Annotated in this window: 12 protein-coding genes; 3 read left to right on the plus strand and 9 right to left on the minus strand. The window is 44.3% G+C overall.

The window, feature by feature from the left end; all coding sequences use genetic code 11:
- Nucleotides 1–8: 8 nt before the first annotated feature.
- The 8 genes from ACF8EG_RS22010 to malK form a co-directional block, all read right to left on the minus strand.
- Nucleotides 9–1,241 (minus strand): O-antigen ligase, encoded by a 1,233-nt coding sequence (locus ACF8EG_RS22010; RefSeq protein WP_069505741.1) that lies wholly within the window; start codon nt 1,239–1,241, stop codon nt 9–11.
- Nucleotides 1,207–2,259 carry a glycosyltransferase gene (locus ACF8EG_RS22015; RefSeq protein ID WP_069505743.1) on the minus strand — a complete coding sequence of 351 codons (1,053 nt, stop codon included), beginning with the start codon at nt 2,257–2,259 and terminating at the stop codon, nt 1,207–1,209. Before ACF8EG_RS22015 ends, ACF8EG_RS22010 begins: the two co-directional genes overlap by 35 nt.
- Complete coding sequence (locus ACF8EG_RS22020; RefSeq protein WP_029864072.1) at nt 2,259–3,071, minus strand: putative capsular polysaccharide synthesis family protein; 813 nt, start codon at nt 3,069–3,071, stop codon at nt 2,259–2,261. The genes ACF8EG_RS22015 and ACF8EG_RS22020 overlap by 1 nt, the downstream gene beginning before the upstream one ends.
- Nucleotides 3,049–5,229, minus strand: coding sequence for a polysaccharide biosynthesis tyrosine autokinase (locus ACF8EG_RS22025; RefSeq protein ID WP_005478105.1), 2,181 nt, complete (start codon nt 5,227–5,229; stop codon nt 3,049–3,051). Before ACF8EG_RS22025 ends, ACF8EG_RS22020 begins: the two co-directional genes overlap by 23 nt.
- A gap of 14 nt (nt 5,230–5,243) precedes the next feature.
- Nucleotides 5,244–5,777 carry a polysaccharide biosynthesis/export family protein gene (locus tag ACF8EG_RS22030; RefSeq protein WP_005463089.1) on the minus strand — a complete coding sequence of 178 codons (534 nt, stop codon included), beginning with the start codon at nt 5,775–5,777 and terminating at the stop codon, nt 5,244–5,246.
- A gap of 12 nt (nt 5,778–5,789) precedes the next feature.
- Nucleotides 5,790–7,016 (minus strand): outer membrane beta-barrel protein, encoded by a 1,227-nt coding sequence (locus ACF8EG_RS22035; RefSeq protein WP_069505744.1) that lies wholly within the window; start codon nt 7,014–7,016, stop codon nt 5,790–5,792.
- Nucleotides 7,006–8,406, minus strand: coding sequence for an undecaprenyl-phosphate glucose phosphotransferase (locus tag ACF8EG_RS22040; protein ID WP_005463092.1), 1,401 nt, complete (start codon nt 8,404–8,406; stop codon nt 7,006–7,008). The genes ACF8EG_RS22035 and ACF8EG_RS22040 overlap by 11 nt, the downstream gene beginning before the upstream one ends.
- 461 nt (nt 8,407–8,867) lie before the next feature.
- A complete protein-coding gene (gene malK / locus ACF8EG_RS22045) occupies nt 8,868–9,986 on the minus strand; it encodes a maltose/maltodextrin ABC transporter ATP-binding protein MalK (RefSeq protein WP_005463102.1) in 1,119 nt (372 codons plus the stop codon).
- 674 nt (nt 9,987–10,660) lie between these two features.
- On the opposite strand from malK, the gene malE reads away from it, so the two are divergent.
- From malE to malG, 3 genes are all read left to right on the plus strand, one after another.
- Complete coding sequence (malE, locus tag ACF8EG_RS22050) at nt 10,661–11,839, plus strand: maltose/maltodextrin ABC transporter substrate-binding protein MalE (protein WP_005463104.1); 1,179 nt, start codon at nt 10,661–10,663, stop codon at nt 11,837–11,839.
- Between the two features lie 79 nt (nt 11,840–11,918).
- The gene (gene malF / locus ACF8EG_RS22055; RefSeq protein WP_021484018.1) at nt 11,919–13,493 is read left to right on the plus strand and encodes a maltose ABC transporter permease MalF; all 1,575 of its coding nucleotides are present in this window, start codon (nt 11,919–11,921) and stop codon (nt 13,491–13,493) included.
- A 12-nt stretch (nt 13,494–13,505) separates the two neighbouring features.
- Entirely contained in the window at nt 13,506–14,396 is an 891-nt protein-coding gene (gene malG, locus ACF8EG_RS22060; protein WP_029846988.1) for a maltose ABC transporter permease MalG, read from the plus strand.
- A gap of 419 nt (nt 14,397–14,815) precedes the next feature.
- On the opposite strand, the gene ACF8EG_RS22065 is transcribed toward malG, so the two are convergent.
- Nucleotides 14,816–15,061 (minus strand): hypothetical protein, encoded by a 246-nt coding sequence (locus ACF8EG_RS22065; protein WP_017447309.1) that lies wholly within the window; start codon nt 15,059–15,061, stop codon nt 14,816–14,818.
- Between the last annotated feature and the right edge of the window lie 78 nt (nt 15,062–15,139).

The raw sequence follows: 15,139 nt of genomic DNA on the forward strand, positions 1-15,139 counted from the left end.
CTTGATTATTAAAATTCGTGACTTTTATTGACTGGCAGCGAATGGATGACTGTCTGAGGTTCTGGTGTTCGTTTTCGACTGATCATAACTGGCAACAAAAGTATCAAAATGATGGTGGTATTTACGGCAACGAAGAACACCATGATGAGGGCGTAAACCGCGAGTAAAAGACTTTTTCTGTTGTCATCGATACTGCGAAAACAAAATTTGATGAAAAGAAAGTAGCCTCCAAACAGAAACGCAATGCCGAGCAAACCGTATTCGATGGCGGTATCGAGCACAAAGTTGTGGGTGTAAATCGCTAATTCATCGTAGTTGAAGTAATCGATCATAAAGTTGGGCAGCATTTTGGCGCCCACTCCTAAAATAGGATGCTGCGTTAAGATATCCATGCCGTTTGCGAGTAGCAGCTTACGATGCAAGTTGGACACCCATCGCGCTTCACTTTGGTTGGCAAACAAAATGTCTTCTTGAGTGATCTCCAGTTTATCGGCAAGAGCATCAAAACCGACGTAGAGCGTGGTAGAGACTGTTCCAATAACCACAAATGCCAACGCCAAGAGAAGCATCCATGTATAGGTTTCACTGATGGTTTTTCGCATCCAGTTTTTAATAAAAATCTGATCGAGAAAAAACAGTAAACAAAAGCCCAGCAGAGCTTTTCGTTCTTGAGATAACACGAGTAGCGCAAATGCAACTAGCATCAAAAAAGGGAACAGGCGAATTTTGTCGCGATACAAATAGAGTAGCGAGCACAACACTCCAAATCCGTATTTACTGACCCCGAGTAATTTAAATCCGCTTTGATAGCCTTGGGCGAAGTGCCATGCTGCGACTAGAGCACAGATGATAAAAAGTAGGTAGGTGAAATAGACCATCACTCGCTCATCATCAAATGCACCGTAAGCGTAAAGTAAGCTCAGTAGACAAAGAATGGCTAGCCACTGAACGGTTTCGATCAATAGTGTGGCCAAAGGTACTCTGTTCAACAAACCATTGATAAATACATATCCAGTAAACAGCACCAAGAATCCGATACATGGATGCAACAGTTGCTTTGCTCTTCCTTCTAAAATGATCAAGGCGATTAAGCCAACAGAAAGCAAACTTGCGATATCGGAAGGCGCAAGTGCCACGCCACCTAAAGCGAATTTCACTGGGACAAAAAACAATGCCAGAGTAATAGCTGCAAGGAGTGGAACGGTATTACTTATCGGTACAGAGCTGTTGGTAGATTCCATAATAGCCCTCTCGAAATTTGTCGATGGTGTAGAGTTTGGCTCGGTTGACGGAATAATGACTTGCCGAATTGTAAAGAGCCGCGTCTTCGCAAAGCTTTGCAACCTTTTGCGCAAGCAGATTGCTATCACCGACTTCGAACAGATATTCTGAGCTGCCGGTAACCTCATCTAATCCCGGTACATCGGACGAGAGTACGGGCAAACCTGCTGCCATCGCTTCTACGGCGGCGAGCCCGAATCCTTCAACGTGGGAAGATTGCACGTAGATATCCATATCGCTGAGAAAGAGAGGGATATCGGATACGACTCCGTGAAAATGCACGCGAGGTGAAACGTTTAACGATTGAGCGAGTCGTTGAAGCGAGGCTTTTCTTTCTCCATCTCCGGCAAGGTGTAAGTGGTAGCACTCAGGCAGTTTTGCGATGGCGTGAATTAACGTTTCGTGATCTTTGTGTTCATGTAGTCGGCCAACCATGCCAATGTTGATGGTTGCTTTCTCGCTGAGATCGTGGGCTTGTTTAGCCGTCATCGGGAAGCGATTTAAGTCGACGCCGTTATGTACAACTCGATACTTGTGTTGGTACCGAGGCATGAACTTCACCAATTCTTCTTGAACTTTTTCACTGATGCTAACGGTATAGTGGTGACCCCAATAGAGGACATATTCTATGAACTTAAACAGAGGGTAATCTCTGCGTCGGTTGTAAGAGCAGTGTTCTGTTTGAATACGTTTTTTCCCGATCGCAAGCAGCGCTAGGTAAATAGACGGATACAGATGTCCATGAACAAGATCTGGCCAGCGTAGTAGTGACCATTTTTCCGATAGAGACAGTGTCTGCCAGTTAAAGCATTCGATTCCCTGTGCGGAGAGTTGTTCCAAATAGTCGTTCTCAGCACACAACACGAGGATCTTGATTTCATACTCGGGATTATGCTCGAGCACCAAGTCCACTAAGAACTTTTGCGCCCCACCATTTTGAGATAGGTCGTTGATGATGTGTAAAATTTTCGTCTTCATCATTGCGCCATTTGATACTTTTGTTTGAGTTCGGAAATTTCACTTGAAGTAAAAAAGTGGGTCGTCAATTTGGATGACAACATTTCCTCAATAAACTCAGGTTTAGGTTGATAGCTGTTTTTGAACTCATTGATCAGCGAGGAGTACCATTTGTTGTTTGATTGGTTGTCGTGGACCACATCAACTGGATAGCCGAGAAACTCGCCAACGGTAGCTGGTGATTGCTTCAGCTTGTCACTTCGAATTACGAGCAGAGAAAAGTTGCCTTGTTGGTAGGTTTGGCAACCAGCTTCATGATCGAACGGTTTATTGAACACGTCGATCCCTGTTAGCGTTTTGATTTCATTATCAAACCACTCCAAAGGGTAGTGGTGATTCATGTGCTCTTCGAAAGCTTCTTGCAACAATTGCGGACGCTCAGAGCGAATTGCACTGTCGTCATTTAGGTATTTTTCTGCCATCCAGAAAGGTAAAGATTGAAAGAACATCGAGATATTTCTACCAATCGGCTCTCTCACCAATGAGATGATGCGCACGTCTTGTTTACGTTTGAGCATGTGGCTCATAATGCTTCGCTTGAGCAGACGTTTTACATAATGCTTGTTTGGTTGATGCAGCTTCGCTCTCACTGGAGAGATCTGCTTGTTTGCATCAATCGACATAAGGTCATGCAAATGAATCGAGTTAGGAATCGACTTTTCTAACGCACTCGAGCCGACTTTACCCATTTGATATATCAGCACTGGGCGTTCTTGGCTTTTTAATATCTGATACCAAGACGCATGTTGATTAGTAGGCGTATTTCTGGACATATAAAGTCTCTCCTTCCTTAGCTTTTGCTTGAGTGATAAGCACGCCAAGAGACGGTATCGAGTGTTGTATTTGTTTAGATAGCGCGACATTAACCAGTGATGCTTTGGTGGACTCGGAACGAATCACTGTGATGAGTCCGTTCGCATATTGGCCTAAGATGAGCGCATCACTGACCGACAGCAGTGGTGGTGTATCGATGATGATGCGATCGTATTTATCTTGAAAATGGTCCAGTAGTTTTTTGAAGCGATTGGATGCCAGCAACTCTTGTGGGTTGGGTGGAATCAGCCCAGCAGGTAGTACATCTAAATTGGCATCATCGATGCGAACGATACAATCTTTTATTGCGGTATCCATCGTCAATATGTTGGTTAAACCTGGCTGGGACTCAGGAATATTGAATCGTTTGGCTAAAGATGGACGACGCAAGTCGCAGTCGATAATCAACACTTTCTCCATAGTCGAGAAGGACACCGCCATATTGATGCTGGTGGAGGTTTTGCCTTCCTCTGGAATCGCTGAAGTAAAAGGTAAGATCTTTTGCTTAGTGTTGGTCAGCCTTAATAGCAACGACGTTCGAACAGAGCGACAAGCTTCGCTAAAGAGTTTTTCATCTTTATCTAAGTAGGCGGTATAACTTACCCCATTTTTTCGCAGGGTACGTTTTTTCACCATTGGGATAACCCCCAAGCATGTCACGCCTAGCTTATCTTGAACATCGTTTGAAGTGCGGATGACTTCTCGCAACGTTTCTAAAATGATCACCAATGCACAAGCGATAGCAAAACCGAAGAATGTGGCGATAAGCACCAGTTTCATTCGTTGTGGCGCGACAGGAAACAGTGGAATGATCGCTTTATCAGTAAAGCGAGCGGTCACATTTTTGTAATCGCTAGTAGCGCTGGTTTCTTTTTCTCGATTTAAGAAAGCTTCGTAAAGATCTTTGTTTGACTCTACTTCTCGTTTCAATTGCTCATAGCGCGCCTTTTGCGAACCCAATGATTGGAAATCTGATTTTTTTCTGTCCAGTTCTTCGCGCAACATGTCTTCTTGAGCTTTCGCTGCAAGTAAGTCTTGTTGCTTACTAAAAGAGATTTCGCGAATCAATTGCTGAGTTCGCTCTTGAATAGAGGCGAGTTGCGCTTTCGCTTGGACCATTCGATCGTGTTTTGGTCCATAACGTTGCGCCAGTTCAGAAACGTTCTTCGCAGCTTGGGCTTCTGAAAGTTTTAAATCACGAATCTGAGCTTGATTGGCAAACTCGTCAATGGACAGCAGGCTATCAAGATTCTGAGAAGATTTTCTTTTTAGTAGTTGGATCAAGGTTTGCGCTTCGATGCGCTTATTGACTGCGGTATTGAGTTTACGGTTAAGCTCTTCTAGTTCGTTGGCGTAGATGTCGTCGATGCCGTTGATATCAATCAGGCCTTCTTTGAGCAAAAACTCTTGCAAAGCATGCTCTGATTTTTTTAAGCGCTCTTCGAGTTTTTGAGAGTTATTAGTCAGCCATGTTGCTGCATTTTGAGTCACTACGAGCTTGGCTTCGAAGTTGGCATCAATATAGGCCTGACCAACCGCGTTCGCGACTCTTGTTGCTAACTTTGGATCGGCAGAACGAAAGCTAATTCGCACTAACTGTGTGTTTCGAACAGGTTCAATTTCTAGCTTTCTTTTGAAGGCTTGAAGTGCTTGATAGTAAGACTCAGAGTATTGTGATGTCTCTTTTGGGCTAGGAGAGACATTCAATAAATCTTGTACTAACGGGACTGCTTTGATGTCGTCGATTTTTTGTTTTAGTCCACCGGAGCTCGTAAATTCAGGGTGTTGAGTTAAATTCAGTTCATTAATGACTTTGTCGGCAATGTGGTTGGATTTCAGAATAGCGATTTGTGTTTGAAAGTACTCTTTCTTGGTCGTATCTACACCGTACACTTCTTCAATCGATAGCGCACTTTTTTGCTCTTCTTGAATCAATAACGTTGCTGTTGCTTGGTAAATGGATGTTTTGGAGTAGATGTACCAAGTGCACGTCAATGAGAATATAAGCGTGAACGCAGCAATGCTAAGCCAGTTTTTTTTCAGCGTTTTAAAGTGATGGCCAAAACGAATCAGTTCCACTTTGTTCATCTGGAAATTGTTGGGATGAGTTCCGTTCATTTGATTACCTGTCACTAGAAGAAGCTCTGATCAATAAAGACAATGTCACCTGGTTCAACCGTGCGCTGCATACTTACGCCTTCTACGGTTTTGCCAGTTTTGTGTTTGGTTAAGTTAATGCTTTTACGTGAAGCTCTATCGGTGAGCCCGCCAGCTAGTGCGATGGCTTTTTCTATCGTCAGTCCTGGTCGATACTCAAATCCTCCGGGTTTACGAACTTCGCCATTGACGTAAAACAAACGGAAGTAATTGATTGTCACCATGACTTTCGGGTTGATTAGATAGTCACCTTTTAAGCCCGTTTCGATTTCGTACTTGAGCTGTTTTGGCGTTTTATTTATCGCTTTGATTCGTCCAAGGTAAGGGTAATCAAAGTAACCATCTGACGTGATGAGGATGTTTTTAATAGAAAGATCTTCCTCCCCGTAAACTTGCACTGAAATAGTGTCGCCAGTATCGAGTAGGTAATCTTGTTCGTTTGAATTTGCGCTAACAAAAGTACTGAAAAGTAGCAGAGCTAGGCCAATTAACTTGAATAATGGATTCATTAACATTCCTTGTTACAACGAAAATTGCGCGCTTAACGTCCAGACATTTTGGTCGTAGCTATAACCTAAACGATTGGATGTTTTGTCTTGATATTGCCAATCCGCTTTCAATTGAATCCAGCGTCTAATTTGATAATCAACGCCAGCGGAAAGGGTATATCGTTCATCGTTTCTCGTGATGCCGGTGTAATCATCTTCTTGATAAATGCCACCTAAACGAGTGGCTAAATAGCTGTTCCAATCGTGTTTGATATCTAGGCGATAACGAGTCTGTAAGTTGTAGTCACCATCTTGGTCAGGGTTGACGGCTGCTTGGGTAGTTTTGACCGTCACCAACGTTTGCTCTTGTGGTAGCCATTCAAATCCGATATCCCAGCTAAAGCCTTTGAAGGTTTCTCGTTGTTCACTATCAAAGTCTTTAACTTGATAGCCAAACCTTGCGATACCTTGGGTTTTCCCCGATATTTCCCACTCAGCACCGGTGTAGTAAAAGCCGGTGTCGCTGTCTTTTGATGCAGCGCGAGGGTTTTTATTAAGGTACTCGGTGAAGACTTGTTTCGTCCCAACTAACCAATAGGTTTTAGGAGTCGCTCTAAGGTAAAACTCAACGTGGGCGTTTGGGGCGCGGAAGTCGTTGTACTTAGTTTTTGCGTTGGGCTTGCCAGGTAAACCGTTACGATGATTTTGGTAAGTTTTATCGCTGTAGCCTAAGCCAAATTCGAATCGTCCTTTCGCACCAGTAGAGCCAAATACGTAGTTGGTTTTCAAATCATTACGGTAAAACTCGATAGGTGAATCGAGAAGATTACCTTGTCCTTCAGTGATGTCTTCACCGCGGATTTCATGCAATGCCTGAAAACGATAATCCACGACTAAACGATGACGATGATTGAATTCAAAAAAATTGGTGAACTGAAAGGTATGGTCATCGTAATCATTCTTCTCGTCTGAAGAAAAGCCCGCTTTTAGCTTGTACTGAATGTCTGCGCGATATTGATGGCGTTCGATACGTGCCAACAAGCTAGGCTCTAGTCCCCAAATGTTTACGGATTCAATATCTTGAGATTTTTCCGCTTTGTTTATGTTGTCGTCGCCTTCGTAGAACGCTTTGACCAATGGGATAAACTCAATGCCAGATTCAGTTTGATATGCCATTGGCTCTGCTAATGCAGCTGTTGAACAAAGGGCGAGCGCAAGTGCTGGAGTTGTTGTTTTCATCATCGCCGCCTTAGTACGCATTGGAGCCAGTAAAGCCTTTGAACACGGTAAGGAAGATGATTTTGATGTCCATCCAAACTGACCAATGATGGATGTAATCCAAATCAAACTCGACGCGTTTTTCCATCTTATCGAGCGTGTCGGTTTCGCCGCGATAGCCGTTGATTTGAGCCCAACCTGTAATGCCTGGTTTGACTTTGTGGCGCAACATGTAGCGGGCGACAATCTGACGATATTCTTCGTTGTGCGCAACGGCATGAGGACGAGGGCCAACGATCGACATAGTGCCTTGTAATACGTTGATAAACTGCGGCAGTTCGTCTAATGAGGTGCGACGTAGAAAACCGCCAAACGGAGTAATACGAGGGTCGTTTTTCGTGGCTTGCTTGATGTTTGGGCCTTGATCCATCGTCGTCATCGAGCGGAACTTCCAAACTTCGATTTTTCGACCGTCCAAACCATAACGATGCTGCTTAAATATTACAGGGCCTTTTGACGTCAACTTAATACCAATGGCGATAGCAAGCAGGATTGGTGATATCAACACTAAGATAATGCTAGAGAACAAAATGTCTTCGAAGCGTTTAATCCAGGATGAAACGCCAGCAAAAGGCGTATCGAACACGCTGAGAGTTTGAACTTGACCAATTTGATCCCAGCGAGAATGGAGCAGGTTGTAAGTAAAGAAATCCGGGATCAGATAAGTGTTCGCTGTGGTGTCGGAGAACTGGTTCAGGATGGAAGCAATGCGCTCTTTAGCATGCATTGGCATCGCAATGTATACGTAATCGACTTCTCCTCGTTTTGCCCGTTCTAACGCTTGGTTTACCGCGCCTTTGATTGGGTATTCGGAGCTAGGCAATCTGTCGCTAGAGCGTTCGTCATAGAAGCCGTCAAATAGAACACCATGCTCGGTGTGGTTTTGAATCTCGTTGGCAAGGGTAATGCCGTGAGGGGTCTGGCCGATGATGATAGCGGTGCGAGTGTTGAAGCCCATTTTTCGCAAATAGGCCAAAACGGTACGAAAGGTCACTCGCCACGCCAACAGTAATGCCGGCGTAATGGTGACCCATAATGCTAAGATACTGCGGTCAAACAAAGGGTAAACTTCGGAAAAGTAAAGCACCATGAAAAGTAGGGCGCTTGTCATTAACCACGATATGCAAACAATGAACATTTGCTCTCTAAACGAGCTTGTCCGCCATGAGCGATATAGGTTGCCGCTCTCCGCCATAAACAAAAATGAAATACCCCCGACGAAGGACAAGATGACGTAGTCCTTATCCATCGAGGTATTTGTGTCTTTCAATACTAGGAGCAGCATAAAGGTGACAATGACAGCAAGATCTGAGAGGCGATATAAAAAAGCGAACTCCATCTCATAAGAACGAATTAGTCCTTTGTGTTTCATGACCTAGTTTCCCTTCTAGCACGCTACCGCCATTGGGGTGATTGCCCAATAGCCGTGTCGCGAACGTTTTAATTGATGAGCAGAGACATTTCTATGAATGTTTCTGAATTTCTGTAACGCATAAATTCGAAGGTAAGTTTAAAAATTCGCGGTGTTTAGGTAAGTGGAAATAAGAATGAAATTTAGACCTTTGGCTAAGTTTTGCTGTTTAGGAAAAAGCTGGTACTTGCTAAGCAGGGATGAGGAAAAGTATTAAGAAGCGAGTTTGATTATAAAAACTAAGGTTTAATTTCTTGATGGTCTAACGGATGACTTATTTACAGGGAAGTTAATGATTTAGTCTTGGGTGCGGAGTATGAGTGATGAGTCCAGCGAGCGAGTGATGTCGGTCATTTATGTGGTTTTGATACAAAAAATCCCTCTCAGGAGAGAGGGATTTATAACAACTATAGGTGAATAATTTATTCGAAATCTACGCCATTTTCTTTAAATAGACGTTTACAAGCACGACCATCACTATGGAATAGGTGACAACGGTGAGCAGGAATACCGATTTCCAATTTATCGCCCGTGTCGACAGCTAGCGTGTCTGGTTGACGATAGATCACATCCGCGTCTGCGCCTTCAAGGTTTAGGTATACCTGAGTTTCGTTACCAAGCTTCTCTACGATCATCACTTCACCGTGAATGGTTGCGTCAGCTTCGGTTGCAGAAAGTAGGTGTTCTGGGCGAATACCCAAAGACATGCGGTCGCCACGGTTAACGGTTGTACCATCTACAGGAATCCAGAATGATACGCCGTTAGATAGTTGAACTTTAACGCGTTCTGATTCTACTTCATCGATGAACACGCTCATGAAGTTCATTTTTGGAGAACCGATGAAACCAGCCACAAAGCGGTTCTGTGGGTAGTGGTAAAGTTCAAGAGGTTTGCCAACTTGAGAGACGTAACCACCATCTAGTACGACGATTTTATCCGCCATGGTCATTGCTTCCACCTGATCGTGTGTAACGTAGATCATGGTGCAGCCAAGTTGACGTTGTAGTTTGGTAATTTGCGCACGCATGTTTACACGTAGCGCGGCATCTAGGTTAGACAAAGGTTCATCTAGGAGGAATACGTTTGGTTGCGATACTAGTGTACGGCCGATAGCCACACGTTGACGCTGACCACCTGAAAGTGCTTTCGGTTGACGCTCAAGCAAGTGACCCAGTTGTAGGATTTCTGCTGCGTGTTCAACACGTTTGTCGATTTCTGCCTTGTCTGCTTTAGCCAGTTTTAGACCAAATGACATGTTGTCGTATAGGTTTAGGTGTGGGTATAGAGCGTAAGACTGGAAAACCATACCAACACCACGTTTGGATGGTTCGACGTCATTCATGCGCTGGTCACCAATATACAAATCACCTGAAGTAATGTCTTCAAGACCGGCAATGCAACGTAGAAGGGTAGATTTACCACAACCAGATGGACCTACGAAAACAACAAATTCACCTTCGTCAATCTGTAGGTCTACGTTTTTAGAAATCAGTACGTCGCCATACGCTTTACAAACATTTTTTAACGTGACACTCGCCATGTAGCTCGTCCTCGATCAATTTTTTTATTATTCACCGCTCATCATTATATGAATTATCTAGCGAGCAGTAACAGTAGGAATCGGTAAGTTATTGCGGTTGGTAAGAAAAGTAGGGTAGCACTTCAATGAAATGTCCTAAATAGAAGTGCTACCCATCATAGCCAAGTACGAGTTTCTCTCCCCCACATTATTCGTGTTGTCTCCCCCGTGAAATAATTACCACAAACAACACCAATAATGACATTCCACTCGTCTGGCAATGCAAAACCAGCAAATCTTTTTACCTAGCTAATAGGCACTGCTGGGAAAGGGTTCTTACCATCCACTCTTGGATGAATGCAGTTTCTAAGATTGTGCTATCTGCTACATCCTCCTAATCGAAATAATTGTAGGGGGAGTAGATGGGGAGGAGTAAAAAAGGAGGTGTAATGAAGCAGTTGGGCGGAAATCACATTATTGCACCGCCTAAAGTTGAAACCGATCACAGGAAGTATCCATTTTGTGATTTGAGTCTCTTACCCTTGGCGATTTAGATCACGAAAATACGTCATAATTGTAAGGGCGTAGGGATTAGGAGGATGAGACATATTGGATTATTTCAGATGATATATGTCGAAATACGGCTGAACCTCAATGGACTAGCCCTACATCAAAAATATAAAAAGGATACGAACATGAAAAAGTTAAGCGCTGTAGCACTAGGTACTCTTGTTGCTTTGGGTTCTTTTGGTGCTAATGCTGCCATCGAAGAAGGACAACTTACTATCTGGATCAACGGCGACAAAGGCTACAACGGCCTTGCTGAAGTTGGTAAGAAATTCGAAGAAGACACTGGTATCAAAGTAACAGTGGCTCACCCAGACGGCCTTCAAGATAAATTCCCTCAAACTGCAGCTACAGGTGATGGCCCTGATATCGTATTCTGGGCTCACGACCGTTTCGGTGGCTACGCAGAAGCTGGCCTACTAGCAGAAATCAAGCCTTCTAAAGCAATCCAAGAAGGCATCGTTGACTTTGCATGGGATGCAGTACGTTACGACGGCAAACTGATTGGCTACCCTGTTGCGGTTGAGTCTCTATCTCTGATCTACAACAAAGACCTAGTTCCAAACCCACCAAAATCTTGGGAAGAAGTTGCAGCGCTAGATGCAAAACTTAAAAAAGACGGCAAGTCTGCAATCATGTGGAACCTAAAAGAACCGTACTTCACTTGGCCTCTAATGGCTGCTGACGGTGGTTACGCGTTCAAATACACTTCTGAAGGTTACGACGTTAAAGACGCAGGCATCGCGAAAGAAGGCGTGAAAGACGCGATGAACTTCGTGAAAGGCTTGGTAGACAAAGGCGTTATCTCTGCGGATATGGACTACTCAGTTTCTGAGTCTGCATTCAACCAAGGTAAAGCTGCGATGACTATCAACGGTCCATGGTCTTGGGGCAACATCGAGAAGTCTGGCATCAACTACGGCGTAACAACACTACCTAAGTTCCAAGGTCAGTCTTCTAAGCCATTCGTTGGTGTACTAACTGCTGGTATCAGCACTGCGTCTCCAAACAAAGACCTAGCGGTTGAATTCCTAGAGAACTACCTACTAACAAACGATGGCCTACGTATGGTTAACAACGACAAGCCTCTAGGTGCGGTAGCGCTTAACTCATTCCAACGTGAGCTAGATTCAGATACTCGTATCGCTGCGACAATGGACAATGCGATGAACGGCGAAATCATGCCAAACATTCCTCAAATGAACGCATTCTGGGGTGCGGCTAAGAACGCAATCATCAACGTTGTTGACGGTCGTCAAACTGTAGATGCAGCTCTTGCAGATGCAGAAAAACAAATGACTAAATAATTCAGTAATACTTTTTTAAGGAGGGGGCAACTCCTCCTTACTTTTCTATATTTATTCTATATTCGCTAGCAGGTTCCCTATGCAGTCAGTTCAAGGTACAAATGCTATGACAGCACCAGAAGCCAGCCTTCCGAGCAGCAAAAAAGTGTTCATCAAATGGTCACTTTTAGGCACAGTCGGCATTCTCAATGGCTACGCAACAATCCTAATGTATTCTCGCGGTGAGATTGCGTTTGCACTACTTACGATCATTCTTACCGCTTTAGCGTTGTTCATTTTCGGTAGTAAAAAGACGTACGCACACCGTTACATTTACCCTGGTATTGCAGGGATGATTTTGTTCATCCTTTTCCCTTTGGCATATACCATCGGTTTGGCGTTTACTAACTACAGCGCGAAAAACCAACTCTCATTTGATCGTGCTCAGAGCGTCCTGTTAGACAGAACTTACCAAAGTGGTGATAGCTATCCATTCACTTTGTACAACACCGAGCAGGGCCACCAAATTGTGGTTGAGAAAGATGGCGAGCTACTAGCAACTCCTGTTTTCCAACTTCAAGGCTTCTCAGAGACAGACTTAGACCTTGCGCCAATTACAGAGGCGGCAGGCGATAAAGAGCCAATCAAAACCATCGTGAAGAACCGCACTGCGCTAAGTAGCGTTGACCTGCATCTTCCGAACGGTGACGATATCCGTATGAGCGGCTTGCGTAAGTTCGCAGCAGTGGTTCCGCTCTACACGTTGCAAGATGACGGCGAAACCCTTTACAACAACCGTACCCAAGAAACACTGCGTCCAAATATGGAAGTGGGTTACTACCAACCAGTGGATGAAAACGGTCAGTTTGTTGGCAGCACCGTGTCTCCAGGTTTCGTGGTGAACATCGGTACGCACAACTTTGAACGTGTGTGGAAAGATGATGGCATCAAAGAACCATTCATCAGCATCTTTATCTGGACTATTGTTTTCTCTGCGCTAACCGTAGTCTGCACATTGGTTATCGGCTTAGTGTTAGCAAGTGTTGTTCAGTGGGAAGCGTTGAAAGGTCGTTCAATCTACCGACTACTACTGATTCTGCCTTATGCGGTACCGGCGTTTATTTCTATCCTGATCTTTAAAGGTTTGTTCAACCAGAGCTTTGGTGAGATCAACATGCTTCTGGAAGGTTTGTTTGGTATCAGCCCGGCATGGTTCTCTGACCCATTCATGGCAAAAACCATGATCCTGATTGTGAACACGTGGTTAGGCTTCCCTTACATGATGATTCTATGTATGGGTCTGCTAAAAGCGATTCCTGATGATCTTTATGAAGCATCGGCTATCGATGGTGCGAACTTCATCACCAACTTCACGCGTATCACAATGCCGATGATGCTGAAACCGCTGACTCCGCTATTGATTGCAAGCTTTGCTTTTAACTTCAACAACTTCGTACTTATCCAGTTATTGACAGGTGGTGGTCCAAACATGATTGGTACATCAGAACCTGCGGGTTACACAGACCTATTGGTAAGCTACACCTACCGAATCGCATTCGAAGGCGCAGGTGGCCAAGACTTCGGTCTAGCAAGTGCAGTAGCAACACTTATCTTCCTATTGGTTGGCGCGTTGGCACTTATCAACCTACGTGTAACTAAAGTAGCTCAAGACTAAGGAGAGATTACAATGGCAATGGTACAAGGTAAGTCATTAAAGTATCGTGTTTGGGCTACTCATATTGCTATGTGGGTATTCTTAGCACTGATTATTTTCCCATTATTGATGATCATCGCGATTTCGTTCCGTGAAGGTAACTTCGCAACGGGTAGCTTGATCCCAGACAACCCAACGCTTGACCACTGGAAGTTAGCGCTTGGTTTCTCAATTACGAACGCAGATGGCACCGTAACACCACCTCCATTCCCAGTAATGACGTGGTTGTGGAACTCGGTAAAAGTTGGTGGCATCTCTGCAATCTTGATTGTGGCACTGTCTACAACATCGGCTTACGCGTTTGCGCGTATGAAGTTCAAAGGTAAGAACACCATCCTCAAAGCGATGATGATCTTCCAAATGTTCCCAGCGGTATTGGCATTGGTTGCTCTATACGCGTTGTTCGACAAACTTGGTCAGTACATTCCTTTCCTTGGTTTGAATACGCACGGCGGTCTGATCTTCGCTTACTTAGGTGGTATCGCACTGCACGTATGGACGATTAAAGGCTACTTCGAAAGTATTGACTCGTCTCTAGAAGAAGCGGCTGCTCTTGATGGCGCAACACCATGGCAAGCATTCCGTTTGGTATTACTGCCACTGTCAGTGCCAATCCTAGCGGTAGTATTCATCTTGTCGTTCATCATGGTAATTGGTGAAGTTCCTGTAGCATCACTACTACTTTCTGATGTAGACTCGTACACACTTGCAGTAGGTATGCAGCAATACCTATATCCACAAAACTACTTGTGGGGTGACTTTGCTGCTGCTGCAGTTCTATCAGCAGTGCCAATCACTGCAGTATTCTTACTTGCTCAACGCTGGTTGGTTGGTGGTCTAACCGCTGGTGGTGTGAAAGGATAATCTCAAGTGGTCTGAGATTGACAAGAATAACTAGAAAAGGGCGACCATACGGTCGCCCTTATATTTAGCATCGATATTACACTTTTGGTTTGGCCGCCGATCAGTAATATCCTGCTTCTATTGGCGTTACGCATAGCTGGCTGTTAGCTTAGTTCCTTACGATTCAATCACTAACAGTTTTTGTAACCATAACCTGAGTCTTGACTCAGGTTTTTTTATGCTTAATAAACACACAAAGAGTAGCGGCTTTGCAATGGATTACACAGGGACGCCGAGGTGCCCTGCGAATCACTTCACATAAATACCTGTGATGGCGGGAAAGTATGAGATTTAGGTCTTACTAATGTGCGGTGTCGTGGACGTATTTACGAGTAAGGACGTCAGTTTTAACGAGGTGAAGACGAGAAATGCCGAGGTACTTAAAACTCGCGGCTAGATGGCGCGCAGCCAACGTATTGTAGCAGTGTATACAAGCTCTCTTGTTGTAGCGCTACGCGACGAAACAGGTTGGCAAAAGTGGTATCGCCGCCGAAACAGGTCTGAATATAGTGGTTAATTTCCGATTCGTTATAACCCTCGACGTACATGGTTCTTACCCATTGATATTCGACCGCTTTCAAATTGGTCAGCGTCTCTTCACTTAAGGTTGTTTGCTTTAGTCTCAAGATCCAAACTCTATATAGCTCCAAAATACTGGGTGGATTTAAGCAAAACAAGGTGACGGAATTATGACAATGTGGCAC

It is taken from the genome of Vibrio sp. YQ_11, from assembly GCF_043103065.1.
GTDB lineage: Bacteria > Pseudomonadota > Gammaproteobacteria > Enterobacterales > Vibrionaceae > Vibrio > Vibrio parahaemolyticus.

Coding starts and splice junctions, on each gene's coding strand:
- ACF8EG_RS22010 (WP_069505741.1), bottom strand. CDS start 1,241: ATGGAATCTACCAACAGCTCTGTACCGATAAGTAATACCGTTCCACTC.
- ACF8EG_RS22015 (WP_069505743.1), bottom strand. CDS start 2,259: ATGAAGACGAAAATTTTACACATCATCAACGACCTATCTCAAAATGGT.
- ACF8EG_RS22020 (WP_029864072.1), bottom strand. CDS start 3,071: ATGTCCAGAAATACGCCTACTAATCAACATGCGTCTTGGTATCAGATA.
- ACF8EG_RS22025 (WP_005478105.1), bottom strand. CDS start 5,229: ATGAACGGAACTCATCCCAACAATTTCCAGATGAACAAAGTGGAACTG.
- ACF8EG_RS22030 (WP_005463089.1), bottom strand. CDS start 5,777: ATGAATCCATTATTCAAGTTAATTGGCCTAGCTCTGCTACTTTTCAGT.
- ACF8EG_RS22035 (WP_069505744.1), bottom strand. CDS start 7,016: ATGCGTACTAAGGCGGCGATGATGAAAACAACAACTCCAGCACTTGCG.
- ACF8EG_RS22040 (WP_005463092.1), bottom strand. CDS start 8,406: ATGAAACACAAAGGACTAATTCGTTCTTATGAGATGGAGTTCGCTTTT.
- malK (WP_005463102.1), bottom strand. CDS start 9,986: ATGGCGAGTGTCACGTTAAAAAATGTTTGTAAAGCGTATGGCGACGTA.
- malE (WP_005463104.1), top strand. CDS start 10,661: ATGAAAAAGTTAAGCGCTGTAGCACTAGGTACTCTTGTTGCTTTGGGT.
- malF (WP_021484018.1), top strand. CDS start 11,919: ATGCAGTCAGTTCAAGGTACAAATGCTATGACAGCACCAGAAGCCAGC.
- malG (WP_029846988.1), top strand. CDS start 13,506: ATGGCAATGGTACAAGGTAAGTCATTAAAGTATCGTGTTTGGGCTACT.